Annotated in this window: 21 protein-coding genes and 2 tRNA genes; 10 read left to right on the top strand and 13 right to left on the bottom strand. The window is 53.3% G+C overall.

Translation table 11 applies throughout. From position 1 onward, the window contains the following. Positions 1-194: 194 nt before the first annotated feature. From ACSOSI_RS17470 to blaSPR, 5 genes are all read right to left on the bottom strand, one after another. Positions 195-401: a DUF2767 family protein gene (locus ACSOSI_RS17470; protein ID WP_017893457.1), complete on the bottom strand. Its 207-nt coding sequence runs from the start codon at positions 399-401 to the stop codon at positions 195-197. 152 nt (positions 402-553) lie between these two features. Then, positions 554-629 (bottom strand) — tRNA-Thr (locus tag ACSOSI_RS17475). Positions 630-635: 6 nt separating this feature from the next. Then, positions 636-723, bottom strand: a tRNA-Ser gene (locus ACSOSI_RS17480). Between the two features lie 156 nt (positions 724-879). After that, positions 880-1,209 carry an osmotically-inducible lipoprotein OsmE gene (gene osmE, locus ACSOSI_RS17485; protein WP_012145974.1) on the bottom strand — a complete coding sequence of 110 codons (330 nt, stop codon included), beginning with the start codon at positions 1,207-1,209 and terminating at the stop codon, positions 880-882. Positions 1,210-1,343: 134 nt separating this feature from the next. After that, the gene (blaSPR, locus tag ACSOSI_RS17490) at positions 1,344-2,240 is read right to left on the bottom strand and encodes an SPR family subclass B3 metallo-beta-lactamase (RefSeq protein ID WP_476705871.1); all 897 of its coding nucleotides are present in this window, start codon (positions 2,238-2,240) and stop codon (positions 1,344-1,346) included. Positions 2,241-2,319: 79 nt separating this feature from the next. On the opposite strand from blaSPR, the gene ACSOSI_RS17495 reads away from it, so the two are divergent. Further along, the gene (locus tag ACSOSI_RS17495; RefSeq protein ID WP_476705872.1) at positions 2,320-3,222 is read left to right on the top strand and encodes a LysR family transcriptional regulator; all 903 of its coding nucleotides are present in this window, start codon (positions 2,320-2,322) and stop codon (positions 3,220-3,222) included. Positions 3,223-3,228: 6 nt separating this feature from the next. Here the strand turns inward: ACSOSI_RS17495 and ACSOSI_RS17500 are convergent, their stop codons facing one another. Continuing rightward, a complete protein-coding gene (locus ACSOSI_RS17500; RefSeq protein WP_476705873.1) occupies positions 3,229-3,696 on the bottom strand; it encodes a nuclear transport factor 2 family protein in 468 nt (155 codons plus the stop codon). Positions 3,697-3,811: 115 nt separating this feature from the next. Here ACSOSI_RS17500 and ACSOSI_RS17505 point away from each other — a divergent pair, with 115 nt between their 5' ends. Beyond that, complete coding sequence (locus tag ACSOSI_RS17505; RefSeq protein ID WP_411226895.1) at positions 3,812-4,390, top strand: TetR/AcrR family transcriptional regulator; 579 nt, start codon at positions 3,812-3,814, stop codon at positions 4,388-4,390. Here the strand turns inward: ACSOSI_RS17505 and ACSOSI_RS17510 are convergent. Continuing rightward, the gene (locus tag ACSOSI_RS17510; RefSeq protein WP_476705874.1) at positions 4,384-4,800 is read right to left on the bottom strand and encodes a VOC family protein; all 417 of its coding nucleotides are present in this window, start codon (positions 4,798-4,800) and stop codon (positions 4,384-4,386) included. The two genes, ACSOSI_RS17505 and ACSOSI_RS17510, sit on opposite strands and share 7 nt — an antisense overlap. A 278-nt stretch (positions 4,801-5,078) precedes the next feature. Next, a complete protein-coding gene (locus ACSOSI_RS17515) occupies positions 5,079-6,191 on the bottom strand; it encodes a porin OmpC (RefSeq protein WP_261413428.1) in 1,113 nt (370 codons plus the stop codon). Positions 6,192-7,022: 831 nt separating this feature from the next. Here ACSOSI_RS17515 and ACSOSI_RS17520 point away from each other — a divergent pair. Genes ACSOSI_RS17520 through rcsB form a run of 3 tightly spaced genes read left to right on the top strand, consistent with a single transcriptional unit; the run spans position 7,023 to position 11,544 of the window. Then, complete coding sequence (locus ACSOSI_RS17520; protein ID WP_115184173.1) at positions 7,023-8,177, top strand: MFS transporter; 1,155 nt, start codon at positions 7,023-7,025, stop codon at positions 8,175-8,177. Positions 8,178-8,198: 21 nt separating this feature from the next. Then, positions 8,199-10,901 (top strand): phosphotransferase RcsD, encoded by a 2,703-nt coding sequence (gene rcsD / locus ACSOSI_RS17525; RefSeq protein WP_476705875.1) that lies wholly within the window; start codon positions 8,199-8,201, stop codon positions 10,899-10,901. Beyond that, positions 10,894-11,544, top strand: a complete 651-nt coding sequence (gene rcsB, locus ACSOSI_RS17530; RefSeq protein WP_004947156.1) for a response regulator transcription factor RcsB — start codon at positions 10,894-10,896, stop codon at positions 11,542-11,544. The genes rcsD and rcsB overlap by 8 nt, the downstream gene beginning before the upstream one ends. 51 nt (positions 11,545-11,595) lie before the next feature. Here rcsB and rcsC read toward each other — a convergent pair whose 3' ends face one another. Both rcsC and gyrA read right to left on the bottom strand, forming a co-directional pair. Continuing rightward, positions 11,596-14,469, bottom strand: coding sequence for a two-component system sensor histidine kinase RcsC (rcsC, locus tag ACSOSI_RS17535; protein ID WP_012145983.1), 2,874 nt, complete (start codon positions 14,467-14,469; stop codon positions 11,596-11,598). A gap of 163 nt (positions 14,470-14,632) precedes the next feature. Next, the gene (gyrA, locus tag ACSOSI_RS17540) at positions 14,633-17,281 is read right to left on the bottom strand and encodes a DNA topoisomerase (ATP-hydrolyzing) subunit A (RefSeq protein WP_153859691.1); all 2,649 of its coding nucleotides are present in this window, start codon (positions 17,279-17,281) and stop codon (positions 14,633-14,635) included. 212 nt (positions 17,282-17,493) lie between these two features. On the opposite strand from gyrA, the gene ubiG reads away from it, so the two are divergent. The 4 genes from ubiG to yfaE all read left to right on the top strand — a co-directional run bounded on the left by ubiG (position 17,494) and on the right by yfaE (position 22,410). Further along, on the top strand, positions 17,494-18,219 hold the full coding sequence (gene ubiG, locus ACSOSI_RS17545) for a bifunctional 2-polyprenyl-6-hydroxyphenol methylase/3-demethylubiquinol 3-O-methyltransferase UbiG (protein ID WP_012145985.1): 726 nt from the start codon (positions 17,494-17,496) through the stop codon (positions 18,217-18,219). 437 nt (positions 18,220-18,656) lie between these two features. Beyond that, positions 18,657-20,945, top strand: a complete 2,289-nt coding sequence (gene nrdA / locus ACSOSI_RS17550) for a class 1a ribonucleoside-diphosphate reductase subunit alpha (protein ID WP_012145986.1) — start codon at positions 18,657-18,659, stop codon at positions 20,943-20,945. Between the two features lie 70 nt (positions 20,946-21,015). After that, positions 21,016-22,146 (top strand): class Ia ribonucleoside-diphosphate reductase subunit beta, encoded by a 1,131-nt coding sequence (gene nrdB, locus ACSOSI_RS17555; protein WP_012145987.1) that lies wholly within the window; start codon positions 21,016-21,018, stop codon positions 22,144-22,146. 3 nt (positions 22,147-22,149) lie between these two features. Beyond that, a complete protein-coding gene (gene yfaE, locus ACSOSI_RS17560) occupies positions 22,150-22,410 on the top strand; it encodes a class I ribonucleotide reductase maintenance protein YfaE (protein WP_261277574.1) in 261 nt (86 codons plus the stop codon). A 61-nt stretch (positions 22,411-22,471) separates the two neighbouring features. Here yfaE and ACSOSI_RS17565 read toward each other — a convergent pair whose 3' ends face one another. Both ACSOSI_RS17565 and ACSOSI_RS17570 read right to left on the bottom strand, forming a co-directional pair. After that, positions 22,472-22,624: a Hok/Gef family protein gene (locus ACSOSI_RS17565; protein WP_012145989.1), complete on the bottom strand. Its 153-nt coding sequence runs from the start codon at positions 22,622-22,624 to the stop codon at positions 22,472-22,474. 227 nt (positions 22,625-22,851) lie between these two features. Continuing rightward, on the bottom strand, positions 22,852-24,048 hold the full coding sequence (locus tag ACSOSI_RS17570; RefSeq protein ID WP_135345130.1) for a nicotinamide mononucleotide deamidase-related protein YfaY: 1,197 nt from the start codon (positions 24,046-24,048) through the stop codon (positions 22,852-22,854). Between the two features lie 244 nt (positions 24,049-24,292). On the opposite strand from ACSOSI_RS17570, the gene tyrP reads away from it, so the two are divergent. Beyond that, entirely contained in the window at positions 24,293-25,501 is a 1,209-nt protein-coding gene (gene tyrP, locus ACSOSI_RS17575; protein ID WP_012145991.1) for a tyrosine transporter TyrP, read from the top strand. A gap of 50 nt (positions 25,502-25,551) precedes the next feature. On the opposite strand, the gene ACSOSI_RS17580 is transcribed toward tyrP, so the two are convergent. Beyond that, positions 25,552-26,094 carry a YfaZ family outer membrane protein gene (locus tag ACSOSI_RS17580; protein WP_012145992.1) on the bottom strand — a complete coding sequence of 181 codons (543 nt, stop codon included), beginning with the start codon at positions 26,092-26,094 and terminating at the stop codon, positions 25,552-25,554. Positions 26,095-26,349: the final 255 nt, after the last annotated feature.

The following is a 26,349-nucleotide window of genomic DNA, read 5'->3' on the forward strand; positions in this document are numbered from 1 at the left end:
CGGAATAACACCCAATATTGAGCCCAAAGAGCCTGTACACCCAGATAGGGTTAAAATAACCAAAAGAAACAATGCCCTTTTCATCCAACACTCCTTATCTTTTCGCTATCTGGTTATATCTTATTCATGGCTCACTGTCTTTCAACAAACTGTCACTTTTCGTGAAAATACCGGCGAGCATAGGCTTTTAGCGCTTAACGCTCCAGCCATTCAACGGCCAGGATACGAGCCTCATCCAGACTGACATCCCTGCCTTCTCTGGTGATTGCCGTTTTCAACACATCAATGATATCGGCCTTTTCCGTGGCGCGTTCTTCATTAATTAACACCAAAACCGCATCGCCTATCACTGTACATATGCCGATATACAAAGCTTTTGAATCTTCGAAGCCGCTGCCCATAACTACCTCCGGTTGCAATTTATGCAGATTAACATCTTGCGCCTGACAATGCCCTTTAAGGACCCGGTCGGCGCGGGCGGAAAACGAAAAACCCCAGCGATCATTAAGATTGCTGGGGTTCGTAGACGGGATTAACCGTCTGTACAACTGTATGGTGCCGGCTACCGGAGTCGAACTGGTGACCTACTGATTACAAGTCAGTTGCTCTACCTACTGAGCTAAGCCGGCTAAATTTGGCGGAAGGACAGAGATTCGAACTCTGGGAGCTGTTACACTCGACGGTTTTCAAGACCGTTGCCTTAAACCACTCGGCCATCCTTCCAATGGGCGCAGATATTAGCGCTACCGTTATGAAATGTCTATCGTTTCATGCAAAAAAAAGCAGGAAAAAGTGCGTTTGGTTAAACTTCATGCCACTGGCGGTTAAAAAATGAAAAACCCCGCTGAAGCGGGGCCAGATTGCTCAACATAACAGCCGTTATTTAGGCTGGGAGTCGTAGTCTGAACAAGTCTGATAACCTTTGTTCATCACATGACCTGTATCGCTGTAGCTGACAAAATAGGTTTGTACTTTCCCGTCACGTGGCGCCACCGCGTAGGTGTCGCAGGTACCCTGAGCATGAACCAGAGTAGCTGTAGTTGACGGTGGACCTGCAATGGCTCGTACCTGCTGTTTGGTCATTCCTACTTTTACATCACTGACCACAGGCTCCTGAACATAACTGGCGGCCCTGTCATAAGCCGTACAACCGGCAAGAAGGGTGAAAGTCGCTGCAGTGCAAATGGCTAAAACCAGCTTATTCGTCATGGTTTGTCCTCTTTGAGTACGTCTATTGTCCTCTAAGTCTAGAAGAGAGAAGGCTTTTCTACAAATTTCACTTTGTCGATAGGTGCGGTTCGCGCCAATATCCTCAGCAGGCCACGGTAGCCAACCAGCGCAATTCACATTTTACTTTGTTGCTGTTTTAACTGCGCCTCAAATGTCTGTTGTGACTGTTGCACATATTGCTGCAACCCCTGACGATCAACAAAGGCATCCAGATCGCCGGCCTGCAGGCGTTTCATTTTATTATCCAGATCGAAGCGCGTTCCCTTATTGGCGATAAAAATATCCGCCTGCTGCTGAGCCAACCGAGCAAAACTGCCACGGATATCCTGCACCAGACTGGGGTAGTTTTTGTTGTCGATCAGATAGTAGTCCGGCGTTGCCAGGCTGTCGGCATAGACCAGTCGGTAACTTTGCCCTCCCTGATGTAGCGTGGTCAGCCACGAGGTGGCCCCCGGCAAATGGCCTGGCGTCATCAATGCCGTTAATTTCAGGTCGCCCAGGGTAATGCTGTCCCCCTCCCCGACGATAATATCGACCTTCACCGGCGGGAAGCTCAGCGCATCTCCCAGAGCAAAATCCTGTTTGCCGCCAAGCGCCAACTGTTGGGCATTGGCAGCGCTGGCGACAACTTTTGCCCCGCTCCAGGCTTGCAGACGCGCAATGCCACCCGCCTGATCGAGACGCGCGTGGCTATTGAGGATATAGCGTAGATCCTTGATGTTAAAACCCAAAGCCTCTATGTGCGCTCTTATCGCCGGAGCGCTGGCGTCCAGCGCGGCGTCGATCAGAATCAGTCCTTCCGGCGTGCTCAGCAGCACGGACGATAGGTTGCGGGTGCCCACGTAATAAACATGCGGGAACATCTGAAATGGCGCGACCGGCTGCGCCCACTGTTCAAAAAGCGAATAAGGCGGCGCACTGGACAACGGCTGTGCCGGATTAAGCTGCGCCTGAGCGCCGAAACACAGAGCAACCGTCATAGCCGTCAGATAACCAAGGTTTTTTTTCATGTTCCAATTCTATGGAGGTAAACGGGGCTGAAGTATACTCAGCCCAATATTGAAACGTATTCAATTAAGAAGGCCGTTAATGAACATCCTGCAAATGGACATGAACCTGCTGAAAGTGCTCTATCTGTTGACCAGCACCGGCTCCAGCCAGAAAACGGCGGACAAGTTGGGCATCAGCACTTCGGCCGTCAGCCATGCATTGGCCCGCCTGCGTGAAGTGCTCAATGAGCCTTTATTTCGTCGGGAGGGGCATCGCCAGGTGCCGACGCTGTTTGCCCTGTCGCTTAAAGAGAAACTAACGCCATTGTTCTCTTCGCTGGACAGTGAACTGTTCGGCCATTTGCAGGACGCACCACGACATTTCAACCTGGTTGCACCGCCGGCACTGCATCCGATATTGCTGCCGCTGCTGGCACAGAAAAGCACACTCGCCAATGTGGATATCCGTTGTCAGAACTTTGAGCGGCGCTCATGGCGGAACGATCTGCTGGAAGGCAGCATCGATATGGTGATCGCAGTGGGCGATCATCAACAGCGTACCAGCGCACTGCGTTATGCACTGATTGGCAGCACTCGCCTGGTCGCAGTATATGGAGCCCCCTTGCAGCAGAGGTTGCAGCACAAGAGCGCTCTGGCCTTCAGCGAACTGGCAAACTATGCGCACTATTACTGTCACCCTTGGCCACAGGCGGAAAATGAGCTGGATCGTCAGTTAGAACGCCAGGGTTTACAACGCAGGATCCAGCTCAGCTGTGCCGATTATGCCCAGTTGCCACCAGTGCTGCGGGCGGCCCCGCTGATGGCGGTGGTTCCGCAGCCCTGGTTCAGTGCACAACCCGATAAACGAGGGTTATTCACCCTGCCCATCCTGGACAACCTGGCAATTGGCCATCTGTTTTCACACTATCGGCAGGGAGAAGTTGAGTGGAAAAAGCGTCTTATTTCCGCGCTTCATGCGGAACTGCGGCCTTATTATCAGTAACGACAATCAGAAGCCAAATTCACTCAGTGCCGCAATATCATCCGGACGACGGCCAAGCGGCCAATGGAACTGCCGATCCTGCTCGCGGATCGGCATATCGTTGATGCAGGCGTGTCTGTTGATCATCAGACCGTCCGGGTTAAACTCCCAATTCTCGTTGCCAAAACTACGGTACCAGTTGCCCGAATCATCACACCATTCATAGGCAAAACGCACCGCAATACGCGCCCCATCAAACGCCCATAACTCCTTAATCAGCCGATACTCCAGCTCTTTCGCCCATTTACGCTGCAAGAATGCGCAAACGGCCTCGCGACCATCAACAAACTCCGCCCGGTTACGCCAGTGGGTATCAACGGAATAGACCTGCGAGACGCGTTCAGGATCGCGGCTGTTCCAGGCATCTTCCGCCAGACGGACTTTCTCAATCGCCGACTCTCGGGTAAACGGCGGTAACGGGGGTTTAATGCTCATAGCTCACCTCTGCTGGGTTGTCATTAGGTAGACAGAACTGTCTACACAATTAAGCTAGCGCATGTAGACAGACTTGTCTACAATCATTCCAAACGATATTTCAGGAGATGTTTTAATGTCTGTTGCCCCCAACACTTTGCCACCACGTCAGCGCATCCTGCTGACAGCGCATGATTTGTTTTACCGCGATGGCATACGCGCGACCGGCATTGATCGCATCATCAGCGAGTCAGGCGTAGCCAAGGTCACGTTTTATCGTCATTTCCCCAGTAAAAATGAGCTGATTGAGGCGTTTCTTGCCTACCGTCATGATCAGTGGCTGAGCTGGTTCAGTCGGTCTTTGGAGCAGCATGCCACCCGACGAGGAGATGTGATGCTCGCTTTGGTGCCCTGCCTTGAGGAATGGTTCAGCAGCCCGCATTACCGCGGCTGTGCTTTTATCAATACGGCGGTGGAGCTGGCGGATATGTTACCGGAGAGCCTAAAAATCGCACGCCGGCATAAGAAGCAGATGGCCGAAGTCATTGCCAGCCACCTGCCCACAAGCCCTGAGCGGGAACAGCGAGCGGAGATGCTGTCGATGCTGATCGACGGAGCCATCGTCAAGGTACAAATTGAGCAGCAAGCCCAGAACGCGCTGCTGCTGCTAAGTGAAATGCTGAAGACACTGGCTGCCGCCTGGAAGCATCAGTAATTGGCCCAAATCCCCGGAGTTACCAGTTCGAGCAGATGATTATCGGGATCGCGGAAATAAATACTCTCGCCACCGTGCTCCCAGCTCATGCGCCCTTCTATCTCTATGCCATGTGCCGCCAGATGCTGTTCCCAATACGGCAGCTGTTCTTTCGTGACGGCCAGCCCGATATGCAACGGTCCGCTGCCATCATGCGGGGGGATATAGCCTTCCGGGTAATGTGCTCCTTTGACCGAGTCACCTTCAATAAACAGCAGCAAGACGCTTTGCTGGCTCACGTCATAGGCGCGAAAACGCTCATTGGCCACCATCACCGGCAGTTTTAATACCTGCTGGTAAAAAGCCGCGGCCCGCTCGATATCCTTGACGTACAGCACCGTTTCAATCACCCGATCTATCTTGAGCTCCATATTCACCTCCGGATTTCTCTATACCCTATAGCTTTCAAGTTGCAGCTAGGCGGCCAGCTTGCTCATCCCCAGGCGCTTACTTTAGTAAGTAACTGGGGTGAGCAAGTGCAGGTAACAACGCTGCAACTTGAAAGATGACGGGTATATACGGCGAAAGTTTAGTTAAACCCCGGCACATCAGAATGGCAATCCGTGCCGCGAAAATGCCAATTTGTGCCAAACCGCAGGCAAAAAAAACGCGGCCCGAAGGCCGCGTGATCAGATTCACACTCTGTTGCTTAGAACTGGTAAACCAGGCCCACGGCAACCACGTCGTCGGTGTTGATACCGGCAGACTTGGTGAAATCACTCTCGTCCATCAGGTTGATTTTGTAATCAACGTAGGTAGACATGTTTTTGTTGAAGTAGTAGGTCGCGCCCACATCAACATACTTCATCAGATCCTGATCGCCGTAACCGCGTTCGATGTCTTTGCCTTTAGACTGCAGGTAAGCCACGGAAGGACGCAGACCGAAATCGAACTGGTACTGGGCAACGATTTCCATGTTTTGCGCTTTGTTGGCGTAACCGTAAGTGCTGCTGTTGCTGCTGCCGAAACGGGTTGCGTTGTAAGACTGAGTATACATCGCTGCCAGGTAAACGTTGTTGGCGTCATATTTCAGACCGCCGCTGTAAGCCTCTGCCTTGTCACCACGGCCCAGAATGCCGGCGTTGTTATTGCCGTTCTGATCGTTGGTACGGTCGGAAGAGAAGTACGCCGCTGCAGCGCTGATACCGTAGCCCAGATCGTAAGACGCGGACATGCCGTAACCGTCACCGTTCTGCGCCAACACGTCACGACCGTTGTTGGATTCGGTAGCGCTGTCGTTTTTGCCCTGGTATTGCAGAGCAAAGTTCAGGCCGTCAACCAGACCAAAGAAGTCTGAGTTACGGTAAGTCAGCACGCCGTTGGTACGCTGGAACATGAAGTTGTCCGCACCGTAGGTATCGCCACCGAACTCTGGCAGCACGTCGGTCCATGCGCCGATGTCGTACAGCACGCCGTAGTTACGGCCGTAATCCAATGAACCGTAATCGCCGAATTTCAAACCTGCAAAGCCAACACGGGTGAAGTTTTTGTTGTCCTGGCTTTCCGCATGGTTGAGGTTTGCCTGATATTCCCACTCACCGTAGCCGGTCAGTTGGTCACTGATTTGTGTTTCGCCACGCAGGCCAAAACGCATATAAGACTGGTCGCCATCAGAACCTTTATCATCGGAAAAATAGTGAAGACCATCGATTTTACCGAACAAATCCAGTTTATTACCGTCTTTGTTGTAGATTTCCGCCGCGCCTGCTGTGCCTGCAACCAGCAGTGCGGGTACTATCAGGGAGAGTACTCGAAGTTTCATCGTTATTATCCTCATTAATTATGTCGAGCTATGGCCACTGCCCTTTTGAGCATTATTAGCACGACTGTGCATTACCATTCTGGTAACAAGGGTTATATTAATCCAGAAAGAAAATGATACCAAGTATCCGATAGTGTTTCACTATGATTAATAAAGGTTTCAAAATGTAAATTTGCGCGAACTTCCACAAAACATTACAGACAGATAAAATAAGGCACGCAATGACAAAAAATACATTTATAGATATAAAATCATGCGGTTATACAAAACTTTAAGAAAAAAAAGACAGCCATACAAAAGTCACGCTCAATAAGCACATTGTGCCAAAATATTCTCATAACGCTGACGTTATAATAATCCCGCTATCATCATTATTTTCATTATTACCTTCATTATCTGTAAGATAATTTTTGTACACTTCGACCGGCTTCTGGCCGGTTTTTTATTGCCTGAAAGCTTCCCCACCATTCACCATAATGCGCACTTTTTGCCAAAAAATAATCACGCCACGATATTATCTCAATAATTGATTTCCGCACTAATTGCTAATTTATTAACCGATATCAGTCTGCAGATCGAACGCATTAATTAGAAAAGCATTTTATTGCTTAAGTTACTGCTGCCTGGGCCGACATTCTGTTCGGTGTGGCAATATTGGTCGTCCCTTCTATTTTGATAGTCTGGAAAAATATCCAGAATCCCTTGCTCAGGTCATTGCCTTGTGACCAGAAGCGCGAGCGAGCGCAAATCCTTTCGACCCGGATCGCGGATTGTGATAAAAACACTCCATAACTTTCAGCCCGCATTTCCACAATAGATCCTGATTCCCACATGACATCCACCTTGTGTAATGAACAGCAGAAACCCGGCGTCCCGGCACAGATCGCAACGCGTTTGGCCTTTTTTGTCGCCGGCTTCGGCATGGCTGCCTGGGCTCCCCTGGTCCCTTTCGCCAAAGCGCGTATCGGCATTGATGACGGCTCCCTGGGTCTGCTGCTGCTGTGTATTGGCGCAGGTTCGATGTTGGCGATGCCGCTTACCGGCTTCCTGACCGGCAGGTTGGGCTGTCGCCCGGTGATCCTGCTGGCCGGGCTGGCACTGTGTATTGATTTACCCCTGCTGGTCCTGATGGACACCACCACCGGTATGGCACTGGCCCTGCTGTTGTTTGGTGCGGCAATCGGCATGATCGATGTGGCGATGAACATACAGGCGGTAGTGGTCGAGCGCGCCAGCGGCAAGGCAATGATGTCCGGTTTTCACGGTTTCTTCAGCGTTGGCGGCATTGCCGGTGCCGGCGGTGTTAGTGTGATGCTGTGGCTGGGGCTGTCTCCTTTGCTGGCAACATGGGTCGCCGTATTGACCATTGCCGCATTGCTGATGCTGGCCAGTCGCAATTTGCTGCGTGAAAGCGGCGGTGACGAAGGTGGCCCGATGTTTGTGCTGCCACGCGGTTGGGTGATGTTCATTGGCATCCTGTGCTTCATTATGTTCCTGGCAGAAGGCTCGATGCTCGACTGGAGCGCCCTGTTTCTCACCACCCTGCGAGGCGTTGACCACAGCCAGGCCGGATTGGGCTATGCGCTGTTCTCCATCACCATGACCCTTGGGCGACTAAACGGCGATCGGGTGGTGAATACGCTGGGCAGATATAAGGTGTTGTTACTGGGTAGCCTGTGTGCGGCCATTGGCCTGAGTCTGGCTATTATCTTCAACAACGCCATGGTTTCGCTGATTGGTTTCATGCTGGTGGGCCTCGGCGCTTCCAACGTGGTACCGATCCTGTTCAGTGCTGCCGGCAACCAGCAGGATATGCCGGCCAATCTGGCCATCGCCTCAGTGACCACCGTCGGCTACGCCGGCATCCTCGCCGGACCGGCGCTGATTGGCTTTATCGCTCAGTTCTCCAGCCTGACGGCGGCATTTGCCTGCGTTGCAGTTTTACTCCTGGTGGTTACCGCCAGCGCCCGGGCGATAACCCGTTGATTCAGGAATGCGCAGTCAACTATGCAAAATAAACAACTGACCATCAGCTCAAGCAATATTACTCGCTGCTTCCTGCTGTTTTCCGTGCTGCTGACGATTGCTATCGGCCTGTACGGCTACAACTATACCAACGCCTGGCTGGCGGAAAAAAAATACGCCCTGAACAGCATCGCCAACGGCCTGCAAAAGCGCATCGACAACTACCGTTACGTCACCTATCAGATTTACGACAAGTTCGGTAATGCACCTTCATTGAATGTCGATCCCAGCCTGCAGGAAACCCGACTGCGCCCGGACATTTACTACCTGGAGAAACCGCATAAAAAAACCGACGCGGTTATTTTTGGCAGTCATGAAGAAGGCACCCTGGCGATGATCGCCAATATTTCAGACTATCTGGATACCCGCTGGGGGGCCAAGACTGAAAATTACGCCATGTATTACCTCAACGGTCAGGATAACAGCCTGAGCCTAATCACCACCCAGCCGTTAAAAGAGCTGGCCTCTAGGTTCAAGGAAAGCTATCTGACGACCTCGGCAGAGGATCGCCGGGCCGAAATGCTGCAACAGGCCAATATGCTCGATGAGCGTGAAAGCTTCTCTGCCTTACGCAAACAGCGCTTCCAGAACACCTATTCGTTTTCTATCCGCACCACTTTTAACCAACCGGGGCATTTGGCTACGGTGATCGCCTTCGATTTGCCGATTAACGACATCATCCCCATTAATATGGCACGGTCCAACTTTATGCTGCAGCCTGACGATAGCAGCATGGACGACGGTACCTTGCCGTTGGATGCCACAACCAGCACCGGTATTTCGATGAGCGGTAGTTGGGTGGAGTTCAGCGCCCCGTTGCCTAATGCGCCACTGAAAGTGGTTTACCGCGTCTCGGCTATCAGCCTGGCAATTGATCTGCTGCGAAACAATATCTGGCTGATCGCCATTAATCTGTTGCTGTTGGCGCTGTCATTGGTGGGCATTTACTTTATCCGTCGCCAATATATCCGCCCGAGCGAAAACATGGCGGTTGAGCTGGAAGCCGAACGAGCACTGAATCAGGAAATCATCGCCAGCCTGCCTTCAGGCCTGCTGGTGTACAATTTCGCCAGCAATACGGTAATAGCCAGTAACAAGATTGCCCAGCACCTGCTGCCGCACCTCAGCCTGCAGAAAATCGCCCACATGGCCGAACAGCATCACGGCGTGATTCAGGCAACGGTAAACAATGAAGTGTATGAGATCCGCATCTTCCGCAGCCAGCTGTCGCCGGAAACCTACCTGTTCCTGCTTAACGATCAGGACAAGGAAGTGATGGTCAATAAACGTTTGCAGCAGGCACAGCGCGAGTACGACAAGAACGTACAGGCACGCAAACTGATGTTGCATAATCTGGGCATTGAGCTGAATCAACCGGTCCGGCAAATGCACGATTTGGTCGATCGTCTGCGCACACAAGCGGATGAGGAACAACAGCAAGCGCTGCAAAAGCAACTGGCGGTTCAATCGTCAACGGTGTTGGGGCTGATTGAAAATATCACCCTGCTCACCCGGTTGGAAACCCAGGACTGGCAGCCTTCGCGTCATCCCTTCAGCCCATCGACCCTGATAGATGAATTGCTGCAGGAAGCCTTGCCGTCCATCAATCAAAAAGGCCTGTCGCTGTTCAACCATTTCCATCTTGACGTTGAACAGCAATATATCGGCGATGCCAATGCACTGCGCAAGGTGATCTCACTGCTGGTGCATTACGCCATTATCACTACTGCCTGTGGCAAGATTTCGCTGGTTGTCGATCATGAACCGGATCACCCCGATCGCCTGGTATTCCATATCAATGACACCGGTTCGGGCATTTCCAACGAAGAAATCAGCAACCTGAATTACCCGTTCCTCAGCCAAACGCTGGTGGATCGCTTTGATCATGGCTCCGGTCTCACCTTCTTCCTGTGTAATCAACTGTGCAAAAAGCTTAACGGCCAGTTGGATATCCGCAGCAAGATAGACATCGGTACCCGCTACACCATCCGCGTGCCTATGGAGATGGAGAAAAAAGAGGCGGAAGCGCAAGAAAAATTGCTCGACGGTGTGACCGCATTGCTGGACATTACTTCTGAGGAAATACGGAGCATTGTCACCCGCCTGCTACATGCCTATGGCGCGAGCTGCATCGTTGCTGACGAACGTCAGATTAATCGCGACTACGACGTATTGTTGACCGATAACCCGCAAAGAGCTGATGATTATACCCTGCTGCTGACCAGCGATGAGGCCGGATGGCAACAGCTTGAAAAACGGTATATTCGGGTAAACTATAACCTGAGTGGTGCCATGATCGACGCCGTATTGATGCTGATTGAGCAGCAAATGGCCGCGTTGGAACAGCAGGAAAGTGCATTATCACTGACCGCAGATGACATCCAACTCTATGAAAAACAATTGAAATCAAGTGATTACTATGGCCTATTTATTGATACAGTACCCGACGATGTCAAAAAACTGTATACTGAGGCGGGCAGCAGTGATTTCAATGCTCTGTCACAGACAGCACACCGCCTGAAAGGCGTGTTTGCCATGTTAAATCTGCTTCCCGGCAAGCAACTGTGTGAATCGTTAGAACAGCACATCGCAGACGGTGATGCGCTCAAGATCGAGAATAACATCAGTCAGATTGATTTTTTCGTCAGTAGACTGCTGCAGCAAGGTAGCCAACAACATGAATAACCTGAACGTAATTATTGCTGATGACCATCCTATCGTACTGTTTGGCATCCGGAAGTCACTTGAGCAAATTGAATGGGTGAATGTCGTTGGGGAGTTTGAAGACTCAACAGCACTGATCAACAATCTGTCCAAACTGGATGCAAACGTCCTGATCACCGACCTTTCGATGCCGGGTGATAAGTATGGCGACGGCATTACGCTGATCAAATACATCAAACGCCATTATCCGCAGTTGTCGATCATCGTTCTGACCATGAACAACAACCCGGCCATTCTCAGCGCCGTGTTGGATCTGGATATCGAAGGCATAGTACTGAAACAGGGTGCGCCAACCGACCTGCCGAAAGCGCTGGCCGCATTGCAAAAAGGCAAGAAATTCACGCCGGAAAGCGTTTCCAAACTGTTGGAGAGGATCAGCGCCAGTGGTTACGGTGACAAGCGTCTGTCACCAAAAGAGAGCGAAGTACTGCGCCTGTTCGCCGAAGGTTTCCTGGTGACCGAGATCGCCAAGAAGCTCAATCGCAGCATCAAAACCATCAGTAGCCAGAAGAAATCGGCGATGATGAAGTTGGGTGTCGAGAACGATATTGCGCTGCTCAACTACCTCTCTTCCGTCAGCATGGCACCGCTGGACAAAGAATAAAATCCCCGGTAGTTAACAGAGGGCGCGGCATTATGCCGCGCCCTTTTGCTTTCAGGCATCTTCAGACTCGGCGCGCATGCGGCGAACCTGTTGGCTGTAATACCCTAATGTCTGTTCCAGCGTTTCCAGGGTCACCGGCTTAGACAGGCAGTTATCCATCCCGGCCTCAATACAGCGCTGTTTTTCTTCCGCCAGGGCATTCGCCGTCACGCCGATTACCGGAGCGGTAAAGTGCAACTGGCGCAGGCGCTGGGTCAAACGGTAGCCATCCATATTAGGCATGTTGACGTCGGTCAGCACGATGTCGACGGTATTGCGATTCAACACGTCGAGCGCATCAACCCCATCATTGGCAGTCACTACCTGATAGCCCAGTGAGCCAAGCTGGTCGGACAGCAACCGGCGGTTAATCGGGTGGTCATCCACCACCAGCAAATGAATATCCCCGTTGTCTACCCTGTTGGCCTTGGCCGGCAACGGCAATTGCATCAAAGTATTGCCGCTTTCATCACGGGTACCAAACAAGCGGTTGAGCAGCGCCAGGGTTTCACGCGGCGTCGAAGTGCTGTGCATCCAATAGCCCGGCCGGGTTTCCTGCGACGGGCCAATATGCTCAATTGAGAACTGGATCTGCGCCAGCAGCGGTGTATTGATCATCAGCGGGTGATCGCTGAGCATCACATCCCCTGCCGCAGTCTCTTGCCCCTGATGACGCAGTACCGTCGCGCCATAGCCGCCAAGAACCTCCATCAGATAACTTTCCAACCGCTGGTTGCGGATAGCCAGCCACAGAGTTTTACCTTGCCAGGTATCGCTGGGCTGCGGGATCGGGAACTGAGCGTTAAACAGCGGAATGCGGATGGTGAACAGGCTGCCTAATCCCGGCTCAGACTCAACGGCAATGTCGCCATCCATCATGTTGATCAGTTTTTCGCATATCGCCAACCCCAGCCCGGTGCCCTGGAAATGGCGTTGCACGCCGCTACCCACCTGGAAGAACGGATCAAACAGGCGGGTAATTTCTTTCTCCGGGATGCCGACCCCGGTATCACGAACGCTAAACTCCAAATAGCTGCCGCGCGTACACACCTGCAGAATGATGCAGCCGGTATCGGTAAACTTAATCGCGTTGTTCAACAAGTTGGACAGCACCTGCTGCAGCCGTACCGGATCGCCGGAAATGCGCTCCGGGACGTTCTGTTCGATAAAGCAGTACAACCCCAACCGCTTCTTCACCACCAGCGGCAAATAGTTGCCGGCGATGTGGGTGATCACCTCCAGGCAGGAGAACTCGCGCGGTTCAATCTTCAGTTGCTCGGATTCGATTTTGGAGAAATCCAGTATGTCGCTGATGATCTTCAGCAATAGCCCGGACGAGTTGTTCATCGCATTGACCAGTCGGTCAACGCCCTGCGGTAACGCCTTGGTTTGCAACAAATCGAGGTTACCGATGATGCCATACAGCGGCGTACGCAATTCGTGACTGACGGTCGCCAGGAACATCGACTTGGATTGGCTGGCCTGCTCTGCCGCCGCCGCCATCTCCTGCAGCGACTCTTCCATCTTCACGCGGGCGCTGACGTCCACCAGCACACAGATCGCCACATCCTCGTTACGGTAACGGGAATGAACAAAGCTGATTTGCAGGTTATTGTTATTACTGGTCATCACATCCACAAAGTTCACCTGCTGTTCGCAGATGATGCGCGTAATGCGGTCACGGTCTTCGTGGGTCAGCAGGTTGATGTAGTTATGCGCCAATTCATTACTCAGAATGTTGGTGCCGTCACTGATACGCAAAATACAAATACCCACCGGTGCCGAGGCGACAATCTTGCGGTTGAACTGTTCATGCTCCTCCAGCCTGAAGGCGTTGTCTTCTGCCGGCAGGAACATTTTGCGCTCAAACAGCCAGGCCAGGCTGAACAACACAATGGCAGACAACATATTCAACAGCACCGCATTGAGGATTAGCATCCTGAAGCGTTCAACCACCGTCTTCACCGGTACAGAATAAACAATACTGAGCGATGACGGCGGCAGCGCTTTTTTCATGATCAGGTCGCGGTAATTATCTACATAGCCGAAGTAAGCCGGCTCGTCAGGATAGCTGCTGGGAGCGTTCGCATCTCGCCCATCATCGGCCAGCCGCAGTATCGGTTGGTTATTCTCATCCAACAGGGTTACGCCGGTCGGCAAGCTGCCGGCGGAAACAAAGTCCTCCAGGCGAATGGTTTGCTCAATACCCAGCAACGCCTCCAGCTTGTTACCAATATAAATTGGCGTCAGTACATACAGATAACCGACATCCGGCCGTTGCTGGCTTGGGCTGATCCAGTACAGATTATTGTCTTTGTCCTGATTCTTGGCATTACGGTATTTAAGGATACGCTCATGCAGAGTTTTCAGCGCGTCGGCTCGATTGGCTACGCCGCTGCCGCTGCCGCCAAACTCCGCCATGCACAGCGTATCGCCGTCGATGAAAAACACCCGGTTGAGATCGTAGGCCGCAACGAAGTTCTCTTTCCAATACTGGATCAACCCACTCAGAGAATTGAGTGAGCTGCGGTAGGTGGTGTTAAGTGAACAACTGGACTCTGGGTACAGCGGTACAAACTCCAGCGGACTGTTTTTGCCGGGAAAGATGCCGCTAAACATGTCCATGCTACTGACTGAACCGTTGAGACGGTTTTCCGCCATGTACTTGATATCACGCATGATATCGGCCGAATGGCGGATATAGCCCTGAGCCTGATCGAAGTTCAGATTGTAGTCCTGCCGAATATCAGACTCTTTCTGATGCAGGATATTCAGGATATAGAAGGTGGTGAGCAACGCCCCCAACGACCACAACATGATCGCCAGCACCCGGAACAAATAGCGGGATATCTTTAACGTGGTGCGAAAAGAAGCTAAATATTTCAATCGGATACCATACGAATATCAGTGGCGACCAGCGCGTTCATAGCAAAGCCGGGAGCTCAGGCTTGGGTCCGGCAATTAAACCATAGAACTGAAAAAGGGCCTAGCATCGCTGCCAGGCCCTTGTTACCTCAGTGCGATAGGGGCATGTGCCGGCCCCTATGGCTTAGGCGTTGTCTTCTTCCGCGTCGTCTGGCGCTTCAGAATCATCGCCTTCGTCCAGCGGTGCAGCGTCTTCTTCTGCAACTTCCGCACCCGGTTCGAGGCTGTCCAGCTCTTCGTCTTCCACCGGCTCGGCTACACGCTGCAGACCGACGACGTTCTCGTCTTCCGCAGTACGGATCAGCGTAACACCCTGGGTATTACGACCCACCACGCTAACTTCCGATACGCGGGTACGCACCAGCGTGCCAGCATCGGTAATCATCATGATCTGGTCGGTGGTATCCACCTGAACCGCACCCACTACCTGACCATTACGCTCGCTCACCTTAATGGAGATAACCCCTTGGGTAGCGCGTGACTTGGTCGGATATTCGGTGACTGCGGTACGTTTACCGTAGCCATTCTGGGTAACGGTCAGAATGTCGCCTTCACCGCGTGGCACAATCAGGGAAATAACGCTGTCGCCTTCGCCCAGGTTGATACCGCGTACGCCGGTGGCAGTACGACCCATAGAACGCACCTGCGTTTCCGGGAAGCGCACTACTTTACCATTGGCGGAGAACAGCATGACTTCATTGCTGCCGTCGGTCAGGTCAACACCAATCAGCTCGTCACCCTCGTTGAGGTTAACGGCGATGATGCCAGCGCTGCGTGGGCGGCTGAAATCGGTCAATGCGGTTTTCTTCACGGTGCCGCTGGCGGTAGCCATAAACACGTGACGCCCTTCTTCATACTCGCGTACCGGCAGAATGGCGGTAATACGCTCATTGGCTTCCAGCGGCAGCAGGTTGACGATTGGACGGCCGCGCGCGCCACGGCTGGCTTCAGGCAGTTGATACACCTTCATCCAGTACAGGCGACCACGGCTGGAGAAGCACAGGATCGTGTCGTGGGTGTTGGCCACCAACAGACGATCGATAAAGTCTTCTTCTTTAATACGTGCCGCTGACTTGCCTTTACCACCACGACGTTGCGCTTCATAGTCGGTCAGAGGCTGATACTTCACATAGCCCTGGTGCGACAGCGTAACGACCACGTCTTCCTGGTTGATCAGGTCTTCGATATTGATATCTGAAGTATTGGCGGTGATCTCGGTGCGGCGGCCATCGTTGTACTGCTCTTTGATTGCCACCAGCTCTTCGCGGATCACTTCCATCAGACGGTCTGGGTTTTCCAGAATAAAGATCAGCGCGGCAATCGCCGTCAGCAGCTCTTTATATTCGTCCAGCAGCTTTTCATGCTCCAGGCCGGTCAGTTTCTGCAGGCGCAGATCCAGGATCGCCTGAGCCTGCTGCTCGGTCAGATGGTATTTACCGTCACGGATGCCGAACTCCGGCTCCAGCCACTCAGGGCGAGCGGCGTCGTCACCGGCGCGCTCCAGCATGGCTGCCACATTACCCAGATCCCACGCTTGAGCAACCAACGCGGCTTTCGCTTCCGCAGGGGTTGGCGCACGGCGGATCATCTCGATAATCGGATCGATGTTCGCCAGTGCGATGGCCAGCGCTTCCAGGATATGGGCGCGATCACGGGCTTTACGCAGTTCGAAGATGGTACGGCGGGTCACCACTTCACGGCGGTGGCGAACAAACGCCTGCAGAATGTCTTTCAGGTTCAGCAATTTCGGCTGGCCCTGATGCAATGCCACCATGTTGATGCCGAAGGTGACCTGCAGTTGCGTCAGCGAATACAGGTTGTTCAGCACCACTTCGCCGACCGCGTCGCGTTTGATTTCAACTACGATGCGCATGCCGTCTTTGTCGGACTCATCACGCAGCGCGCTGATGCCTTCCACGCGTTTTTCTTTGACCAGCTCGGCGATCTTCTCGATCAGACGCGCCTTGTTCACCTGATACGGGATCTCGTGAACAATGATGGTTTCGCGGCCGGTTTTGGCATCGGCTTCTACTTCGGCGCGTGCGCGTAAGTAGATTTTGCCGCGCCCGGTACGGTAGGCTTCTTCGATGCCGCGGCGGCCGTTGATGATCGCCGCAGTCGGGAAGTCCGGCCCCGGGATGTGTTCCATCAGACCTTCGATGCTGATGTTTTCATCATCGATATAGGCCAGGCAGCCGTTGATAACCTCTGACAGGTTATGCGGCGGAATGTTGGTGGCCATACCCACGGCGATGCCCGACGAACCGTTTACCAGCAGGTTAGGGATCTTGGTTGGCATGACGGCCGGGATCTGCTCGGTGCCATCGTAGTTAGGCACGAAGTCGACGGTTTCTTTTTCCAGATCCGCCAGCAGTTCGTGAGCAATTTTGGACATGCGCACTTCGGTATAACGCATCGCCGCGGCGGAGTCGCCATCGACAGAACCGAAGTTACCCTGACCGTCCACCAGCATATAGCGCAGTGAAAACGGTTGGGCCATACGCACGATGGTGTCGTAAACCGCGCTGTCACCGTGTGGGTGATATTTACCGATTACGTCCCCAACGACACGGGCCGATTTCTTGTATGGTTTATTCCAGTCGTTACCCAATACACTCATCGCGAACAAAACGCGACGGTGCACCGGCTTCAGTCCATCACGAACATCTGGCAGCGCACGTCCGACAATTACGGACATCGCGTAGTCCAGATACGAGTTTTTCAACTCGTCTTCGATGTTTACCGGTGTGATTTCTCTGGCAAGGTCGCTCATGGAGCTGCTATCCCTCTACTAATGATTCATCTGCCCGCTGCCATAGTGGCAAAGGTGTAAAACTATATCACAAAGCACGCTTTACGGGAAAATAACCGCCGCTGTTTAACTTAAATTGTGCATATATGTGCAGTAAAAATGCATCGGCACAGACGGTGCTGCGCCGGAACATGTATAATCCGCGCAACGAGAACCAGGAGCCAAATACGCCCATGAATGCAGAATCATCCAGCCAAGCGCAAAACGTAGACCATCATGAAATCGCCAAGTTCGAGGCCGTGGCCTCACGCTGGTGGGATTTGGAAGGTGAATTCAAGCCGCTGCACCGTATCAACCCGCTGCGTCTGAACTACATCCTGCAGCGTGCCGGCGGCATTTTTGACAAAACCGTCCTCGACGTGGGCTGCGGCGGCGGCATTTTGGCGGAAAGCATGGCGCGCGAAGGCGCACAGGTCACCGGGCTGGACATGGGCGCCGAGCCGCTGCAGGTTGCCCGGTTGCACGCGCTGGAAAGCGGCGTGAATGTGGCTTACATCCAGGAAACGGTAGAAAGCCATGCACAGGCCAACCCGCAGCGCTATGACGTAGTGACCTGCATGGAAATGCTGGAGCACGTTCCCGACCCGGCCTCGGTGGTACGCGCCTGTGCTCACCTGGTCAAACCGGGTGGCCACGTGTTTTTCTCCACCATTAACCGCAATACCAAAGCCTGGCTGATGGCAGTGGTCGGTGCGGAATATATTCTGAAGATGGTGCCACAGGGCACCCATGACCATAAGAAGTTCATCCGCCCTTCTGAACTGATCGGTTGGGTTGACGGCACGCCACTGCGCGAAAAGCATATGATCGGCCTGCATTACAACCCAATCACCGACCATTTCAAGCTTGGCCGCAACGTTGATGTGAACTATATGGTACATACTCAGCACGAAGGTTGAGGCTCCCCGAGTGCGCCGGGACTGGCCTGTCAGGCCCGGTGCGCCGATAACATTAGGATAAATACCTAATTCTTCCGCTTTCGATCAAAATCGTCGTTGTAAACAGTTTTTAAGAATATTAAATCAGATCAATATGCCGTTTTTTTCTAACGTTTAATAAAGCGGCAAACGATCACGTTTTTCTGATTCTAGGGAAATTCTTATCCCGCTTATTGACAAGCTTGTCGCGCCAGTCACAGCGCGCACTGCGAAAGACAAGTCACATTTCACCCCCAAGTTATCCACAAATTAGGCCACTTTTGTTCACTTGCAAACGCCCTGTTTTCTCACTATCTTGTTACCTCACCGACATACAACCCCTATATATAGTGTTTACATACTGAGCAGAGCTACTACACTTCTGCTTAGGGGCACCATACGGACAGGTAAAACACCACATGAACCAAAGTCTGCTTGTAACTAAACGCGATGGCCGTAAAGAGCGCATCAACCTCGACAAAATCCACCGTGTCATCGACTGGGCCGCGGAAGGGTTAAACAACGTCTCGGTTTCTCAAGTAGAGTTGCGTTCTCATATTCAGTTTTATGACGGCATCAAAACTGCTGATATTCATGAAACCATTATCAAAGCTGCAGCCGATCTGATCTCCCGCGACGCGCCGGACTACCAGTATCTGGCAGCACGCCTGGCCATCTTCCATCTGCGCAAAAAAGCTTACGGTCAATTCGAACCGCCGAAGCTGCTCGCTCACGTAACGCGCATGGTAGAAATGGGCAAGTACGATAAGCATCTGCTGGAAGACTACACCACTGAAGAGTTCGAGCAGATGGACTCCTTTATCGATCACTGGCGTGATATGAACTTCTCCTACGCAGCCGTTAAACAGCTGGAAGGGAAGTATCTGGTGCAGAACCGCGTGAGCGGCGAGATCTACGAGAGCGCTCAGTTCCTGTATATCCTGGTTGCCGCGTGCCTGTTCTCCAACTATCCGCGTGATACCCGTCTGGACTACGTTAAACGTTTCTACGACGCGATCTCCACCTTCAAGATTTCACTGCCTACGCCAATCATGTCCGGCGTGCGCACCCCAACCCGCCAGTTCAGCTCTTGCGTGCTGATCGAGTGCGGCGACAGCCTGGATTCAATCAACGCCACCTCCAGCGCCATTGTGAAATACGTTTCGCAACGTGCCGGTATCGGTATCAACGCCGGCCGCATCCGTGCGCTGGGCAGCCCGATCCGTGGCGGTGAAGCCTTCCATACCGGTTGTATCCCGTTCTACAAACATTTCCAGACCGCGGTGAAGTCCTGTTCCCAGGGCGGCGTGCGTGGCGGTGCGGCCACTCTGTTCTACCCAATGTGGCATCTGGAAGTTGAAAGCCTGCTGGTGTTGAAAAACAACCGCGGCGTTGAAGGCAACCGCGTACGCCACATGGACTACGGTGTGCAGTTGAACCGCCTGATGTACCAGCGCCTGATCAAGGGCCAGGACATCACCCTGTTCAGCCCGTCTGACGTCCCGGGCCTGTATGACGCGTTCTTCGCCGATCAGGACGAATTCGAACGTCTGTACACCCAGTACGAACAAGACGACAGCATTCGCCAGAAACGCGTGAAAGCGGTTGAGCTGTTCTCGCTGATGATGCAGGAACGCGCCTCTACCGGCCGTATCTACATCCAGAACGTCGACCACTGCAACACTCACAGCCCGTTTGATCCGCAGATCGCACCGGTACGTCAGTCCAACCTGTGCCTGGAAATCGCCCTGCCGACCAAGCCACTCGATGACGTCAACGACGAAAACGGCGAAATCGCCCTGTGTACGCTGTCCGCCTTTAACCTCGGCGCCATCGAAAGCCTGGACGATCTGGAAGAGTTGGCTACCCTGGCGGTACGTGCATTGGATGCCCTGCTGGATTACCAGGACTACCCAATCAAAGCCGCTCATCGTGGCGCCATGGGCCGTCGCACCCTGGGTATTGGCGTGATCAACTACGCTTATTACCTGGCGAAGAACGGCGTACGCTACTCCGACGGCAGCGCTAATGCCCTGACCCACAAGACTTTCGAAGCCATTCAGTATTACCTGCTGAAAGCCTCGAACCGTCTGGCTCAGGAACAGGGTGCCTGCCCGTGGTTCAATGAAACCACTTATTCACAGGGTATTCTGCCGATCGATACCTACAAGAAAGATCTGGATGTCATCTGCCAGGAGCCTCTGCACTACGACTGGGAAACCCTGCGTAAAGAGATCAAGGAAACCGGTCTGCGCAACTCTACCCTGTCGGCGCTGATGCCTTCGGAAACCTCTTCGCAGATTTCCAATGCTACCAACGGCATTGAGCCACCACGTGGCCACATCAGTATCAAAGCGTCGAAAGACGGCATTCTGCGCCAGGTGGTGCCAGAGTATGAGCGTCTGAAAAACGACTACGAACTGCTGTGGGAAATGCCGAACAACGACGGCTACCTGCAACTGGTCGGTCTGATGCAGAAGTTTATCGACCAGTCGATCTCTGCCAACACCAACTATGACCCAACCCGTTTCCCGGGCGGCAAGGTGCCAATGAAGCAGTTGTTGAAAGACCTGCTGACTACCTACAAGTTTGGTGTCAAGACGCTGTACTATCAGAACACCCGCGACGGTGCCGATGATATTCAGGAAGATTTGCTGCCGGCAAAGGGCGGCGATGATGACTGCGAAAGCGGCGCCTGCAAGATCTAAAGTTTGACACAGCGGGCCGGAACTCTTCCGGCCCCTTCTAATTCAGCACGGCACTAATGGATTCAGGCTTATGGCTTACACCACATTTTCTCAGAATAAAAACAACCAATTGCTGGAGCCGATGTTCTTCGGTCAGTCGGTTAACGTTGCGCGTTTCGATCAGCAAAAACATGAGATTTTCGAAAAACTGATTGAGAAGCAACTGTCCTTCTTCTGGCGTCCGGAAGAAGTGGACGTTTCCCGCGACCGTATCGACTACCAGGCGCTGCCGGAACATGAAAAACACATTTTCATCAGCAACCTGAAATATCAGACGCTGCTCGACTCGATCCAGGGACGCAGCCCGAACGTCGCGCTGCTGCCGCTGATCTCGATCCCGGAGCTGGAAACCTGGATAGAAACCTGGTCCTTCTCTGAGACCATCCACTCCCGTTCTTACACCCATATTATCCGTAACATCGTCAACGATCCGGCGATCGTGTTTGACGACATCGTCACTAACGAAGAGATCCTCAAGCGCGCGAAAGACATCTCCGGCTACTACGACGATCTGATCGAGATGACCGGCTACTATCATCTGTTAGGTGAAGGCACCCATCAGGTCAACGGCAAGACAGTAACCGTTACCCTGCGCGCGCTGAAGAAACAGCTCTATCTGTGCCTGATGAGCGTTAACGCACTGGAAGCCATCCGCTTCTACGTCAGCTTTGCCTGTTCATTTGCCTTCGCGGAACGTGAACTGATGGAAGGCAATGCCAAAATCATCAAGCTGATTGCCCGTGACGAAGCGCTGCACCTGACCGGTACCCAGCACATGCTGAACCTGATGCGTTCCGGTGCAGATGACCCGGAGATGGCGGAAATCGCCGTTGAGTGTCAGCAGCAGTGCTATGACCTGTTTGTGCTGGCTGCCGAGCAGGAAAAAGAGTGGGCGGAATACCTGTTCCGTGACGGCTCGATGATCGGCCTGAACAAAGACATTCTGTGCCAGTATGTGGAATACATCACCAATATCCGCATGCAGGCGGTGGGTCTCGGCCTGCCGTTCGCCACCCGCTCTAATCCGATCCCATGGATCAACGCCTGGTTAGTGTCAGACAACGTGCAGGTTGCGCCGCAGGAAGTGGAAGTCAGCTCCTACCTGGTCGGTCAGATCGACTCGGAAGTGCATGCCGACGACCTGAGCGACTTCGAACTCTAAGCGATGGCATCATCAATCGTCACGCTGCGTGCCAGTGGTACGCAGCTATCCTGCCCCAAAAGTGAAAACTGTCTGCTCGACGTGCTGGAATTGCACGACGTTGAGGTGGAATACCAGTGCCGTTCCGGTTATTGCGGCGCCTGCCGCCTGAAGTTGGTGAAAGGTGATGTGGTTTACCGACAGCCGCCATTGGCATTTATCAACGCCGGTGAAATCCTGCCCTGCTGCTGTATGCCACTGACCGATATCGAGCTGGAAATTTGAAGAGTTGGGTGCCTGAAACCACGCCTGAAGACCAGAAGGCGGGGTTTCCCCCGCCCTATGATTACCGCTTCACATCACAAGCTAACCTGATCAATATAGTGATATTTTCCTGATAGATTGTCAGCTCACACAGTGAGTCTCTTATCATCCAAATGAATATCAAAATAGTAATACATACAACAGTTAACGAGTGAAACACATGCTTTAACCGCATGCTTGCCTCCTTGCTGTGAAGGGGCTACCATAACGGTGTCTAGGCGTTAGGGCAGCCCCATTCTGATTGATAGTCAGTTTGGGGCTTTCATCTATCCGCCTTGCCACACAATGCCCAAGACGAATAGTCTCAAGCACCCGCAGCGATTGTAACAGCCTATCTTCAACGCGATAACCCCTTATAATGTTATGATTAATAAGGGATATATCACTACCATCAAGCATTCTCTACTCGATAATCTCGACGATCTCCAGCCAGCCGTTTTGCCCACACACTGGCCCACCGTTCAGCCAGCGCCGCAGCATGTCCAATGCCAGCATTGCTACCGACTCTTGCCGTAGCCGTAAACCATGACGCGCTGCCCGGTAACGAACCGTCTGCCCGATACCGCCTTTCGGCGTGTGCAGCACCACGCTCACCTGGTCACCGCTCATGGCACTGACCGCCAGCGCCAGTTGTGCCCCGGTCAGTTCCGCCAGAGAACGAGCGCGGGCCAGCGTGGTTTCCAGTGTTTCCACACAGTGCGACGGTAGCAGCTCGCCACCGGCCAGCGGTGCGCCTTCGGTCTGCAACTGCAGATTGATCAATCCGGCGCTGAACTGTTCGCTCAGCGCCAGCTTCAACCCTTGCTGGTTCAAGCGTTGCGTCAGTGCTGCCGGCAGGCCAATAGTGCCCTCAAACAGGGTGTTGTCACCCGCCACCTGGCGTACCCGTTCCCAGGCCTGCTCCATCGCCGCACGCTGGCTGACCGGGCCGGTCAGCTTCAGCTCAATGATCGGGCTGGAAGAGCGGTAACCGAGCACCACTTCCGGCGGTAGCGGCATGCCATCAAGTTCGGCGGCCAGATCGCTCTCGGAGGTACCAAAGGTGGTTAAACGCAAACACAGCGGCGCTGCCGGCAAGGTAAAGCGCTCGCGCAGGCGCGGGACGATTTGCTGCTCGACCATCACTTTAAATTCAGAAGGGACACCGGGGGTGAAAAACATCGTGCACCGATTGAGCTTCAACGCAAAACCACAGGCAGTACCCACCGGGTTGTCGAGCATCTCGGCGTTTGCCGGGATCTGCGCCTGTTTACGGTTTGAAGCCGCCATCGGCCGACCACGTTCGGCAAAATAAGCCTCCATACGCGCCAACCATTCAGCATGTTCCACCAGCTCAACGCCACAAGCGCTAGCCGCCGCCAGCGCGCTGAGATCGTCACTGGTCGGCCCCAGACCGCCGTTAACAATCAACACATCGGCAATGTGGCTACGCTCCAGTAATGTTTCAATCAAAGAGGAGAGGCTGTCCCCCACCGTTTCACGGCCGCTCATCGGCATACCCTGCTGGAACAGATAATCAGCCAGCCAGGCGGCGTTGGTATCTATAATTTGCCCGTGCAGCACCTCATCACCGGTGCTGAGCATCTCCACCCTTAACATTGATCTCTCCCACATTTTCTGATCATTCCACTATAGAAGCCTGTAAATAAGTTTTCACTACGCATTGCCGGTTAATTTCTGTCGAAGGCACTTTTTTGCGACATCACGCGGCCCACCAATGCGTAAACTTAAGTTAACACCACCCGTAACGCCTGTTTGACACAAAATAATCCATCAACTATCCTGCCGCACTTAGAATGAGTTACCTATAATTTTCCAAAATCTTTGGCTGGTAGAGAAAAACGTGAAGAATCGCACGCTTGGCAGTGTTTTTATCGTGGCAGGAACCACCATTGGCGCAGGGATGTTGGCGATGCCACTGGCGGCGGCCGGTGTCGGCTTTGGCGTCACGCTGGGTCTGTTGGTCGGACTGTGGCTGTTGATGTGTTATACCGCGCTGCTGTTGGTCGAGGTTTATCAGCATGAACAGGCGGATACCGGCCTCGGGACTCTGGCAAAACGCTATCTTGGCGGCGGCGGCCAATGGCTGACCAGTTTCAGCATGATGTTCCTGATGTATGCCCTGACCGCGGCCTATATCAGCGGTGCCGGCGAATTACTGGCGGCCAGCATCAGTCAATGGACCTCGCAGGATTTCCCCACCACGCTCGGCGTGCTGCTGTTTACTCTGGTGGCGGGCGGCGTCGTCTGCATCGGCACCCATTCGGTCGATCTGTTTAACCGTATCCTGTTCAGCGCCAAAGTGGTGTTCCTGATTGTCATGCTGGGTCTGATGTTGCCCAATATCCACCAGACCAACCTGATGACCCTACCGCTGGAGCAAGGGCTGGCGCTATCGGCCATTCCGGTGATTTTCACTTCGTTCGGCTTCCACGGCAGCGTGCCCAGCATTGTTAACTACATGGGCGGCAATATCCGTAAACTGCGCTGGGTGTTCATTATCGGCAGCGCCATTCCACTGGTGGCCTATATTTTCTGGCAGTTGGCGACGCTAGGCAGCATCAGCTCCACCACTTTCGTCGGCATTCTGGCACAGCAAGCCGGTCTGAACGGTCTGCTGCAGGCGGTACGCGACGTCGTGGCGTCCCCACACGTCGAACTGGCGGTGCATCTGTTTGCCGATCTGGCGCTGGCAACCTCGTTCCTTGGTGTCGCGCTCGGGCTGTTTGATTTCCTGGCCGATCTGTTTAAACGCCAGGACAACGTGCGGGGTCGTCTGCAGACCGGTGCCATCACTTTCTTGCCGCCGTTGGCTTTCGCTCTGTTCTACCCACGTGGCTTTGTGTTAGCTCTGGGTTTTGCCGCCATTGCGCTGGCGGTGCTGGCGCTGTTGCTGCCATCATTATTGGTGTGGAAAACACGTCAGCAGCATCAGGCAAAATACCGCGTCTGGGGCGGCACACCGGCACTGGCACTGGTGTTTGTTTGCGGAATAACGGTGATTGCCATTCAGTTGGGCATTGCCAGCGGCATTCTGCCGGCGGTTGGGTAATAGATTGAACGATAAAACAAAGGGGCCGCTTGGCCCCTTTGTTATTTGCATCAGAAACTCAGACCAACACCAATATACGGGCCATCGGCCAGGGTGTTGTCACGACGTCCGTCCTTCCCTTCCATCTTCATGTAGCGATAACCTACATCCACGCTGAGCGGGCGGAAAATATTCCAACGCAGGCCGCCGCTGGCCTCGTTATACGCCTTCACGCCGCTGGTCAGCGAATCCGGGGCAAAGTAACCTTCGCCATGCAGGCTGAAGTAACGGGAGATAGCCCAGTCCAGGCCGCCGCCCAACGCCAATGCACCACCGTCACTGCCGTCTTTCGGGCTTAGATACAACGCCTTGCCGCCCACAGTGGCGGTCAACGGCCCCAGCGGCACACCGAAACTCAGCCCCAGGCTACCGACGTTGCCGTCATGATCGCTGCGCGCCCAGTTGCCGGTTATTCCCAAGCCGGAATTGCCGGTATCCTGGCCGAAACCAAGATTGGTGTAATGCTGCCCGGCCTCGCCCGACAGGCTGAGTGCGCTCGCCGCACCGGTCACAAACAGCATACTTGCTGCGCAGGCGACCAAAGTCTTTTTCATCATCTATCCCTCTTGCTGCTTCATCCATTACGAATGATATGAATTAACCCGTAATAATACCGTCACAAGTCTATACCAAAGCACAACCGGTCTTTAAGGGATAAATCCCTAATTAATCAAAGAAATGTAAAGTTTTGCAAGCAAAGAACTCATACCCTGAGGTAATGGCAACGATAACTCAGACCTATTTGCCGCAGCCGTTCAATAGGTCTACAACTAGTAGTGGCATTGACCCAAGTCAGGGTAACAACTCCC

The organism is Serratia sp. AR11 (assembly GCF_056376275.1).

What these genes read in the sequence shown, in the direction of transcription:
- ACSOSI_RS17470 (WP_017893457.1), bottom strand. Translation starts at nt 401, where the DNA reads ATGGGCAGCGGCTTCGAAGATTCAAAAGCTTTGTATATCGGCATATGT.
- osmE (WP_012145974.1), bottom strand. Translation starts at nt 1,209, where the DNA reads ATGACGAATAAGCTGGTTTTAGCCATTTGCACTGCAGCGACTTTCACC.
- blaSPR (WP_476705871.1), bottom strand. Translation starts at nt 2,240, where the DNA reads ATGAAAAAAAACCTTGGTTATCTGACGGCTATGACGGTTGCTCTGTGT.
- ACSOSI_RS17495 (WP_476705872.1), top strand. Translation starts at nt 2,320, where the DNA reads ATGAACATCCTGCAAATGGACATGAACCTGCTGAAAGTGCTCTATCTG.
- ACSOSI_RS17500 (WP_476705873.1), bottom strand. Translation starts at nt 3,696, where the DNA reads ATGAGCATTAAACCCCCGTTACCGCCGTTTACCCGAGAGTCGGCGATT.
- ACSOSI_RS17505 (WP_411226895.1), top strand. Translation starts at nt 3,812, where the DNA reads ATGTCTGTTGCCCCCAACACTTTGCCACCACGTCAGCGCATCCTGCTG.
- ACSOSI_RS17510 (WP_476705874.1), bottom strand. Translation starts at nt 4,800, where the DNA reads ATGGAGCTCAAGATAGATCGGGTGATTGAAACGGTGCTGTACGTCAAG.
- ACSOSI_RS17515 (WP_261413428.1), bottom strand. Translation starts at nt 6,191, where the DNA reads ATGAAACTTCGAGTACTCTCCCTGATAGTACCCGCACTGCTGGTTGCA.
- ACSOSI_RS17520 (WP_115184173.1), top strand. Translation starts at nt 7,023, where the DNA reads ATGACATCCACCTTGTGTAATGAACAGCAGAAACCCGGCGTCCCGGCA.
- rcsD (WP_476705875.1), top strand. Translation starts at nt 8,199, where the DNA reads ATGCAAAATAAACAACTGACCATCAGCTCAAGCAATATTACTCGCTGC.
- rcsB (WP_004947156.1), top strand. Translation starts at nt 10,894, where the DNA reads ATGAATAACCTGAACGTAATTATTGCTGATGACCATCCTATCGTACTG.
- gyrA (WP_153859691.1), bottom strand. Translation starts at nt 17,281, where the DNA reads ATGAGCGACCTTGCCAGAGAAATCACACCGGTAAACATCGAAGACGAG.
- ubiG (WP_012145985.1), top strand. Translation starts at nt 17,494, where the DNA reads ATGAATGCAGAATCATCCAGCCAAGCGCAAAACGTAGACCATCATGAA.
- nrdA (WP_012145986.1), top strand. Translation starts at nt 18,657, where the DNA reads ATGAACCAAAGTCTGCTTGTAACTAAACGCGATGGCCGTAAAGAGCGC.
- nrdB (WP_012145987.1), top strand. Translation starts at nt 21,016, where the DNA reads ATGGCTTACACCACATTTTCTCAGAATAAAAACAACCAATTGCTGGAG.
- yfaE (WP_261277574.1), top strand. Translation starts at nt 22,150, where the DNA reads ATGGCATCATCAATCGTCACGCTGCGTGCCAGTGGTACGCAGCTATCC.
- ACSOSI_RS17565 (WP_012145989.1), bottom strand. Translation starts at nt 22,624, where the DNA reads ATGCGGTTAAAGCATGTGTTTCACTCGTTAACTGTTGTATGTATTACT.
- ACSOSI_RS17570 (WP_135345130.1), bottom strand. Translation starts at nt 24,048, where the DNA reads ATGTTAAGGGTGGAGATGCTCAGCACCGGTGATGAGGTGCTGCACGGG.
- ACSOSI_RS17580 (WP_012145992.1), bottom strand. Translation starts at nt 26,094, where the DNA reads ATGAAAAAGACTTTGGTCGCCTGCGCAGCAAGTATGCTGTTTGTGACC.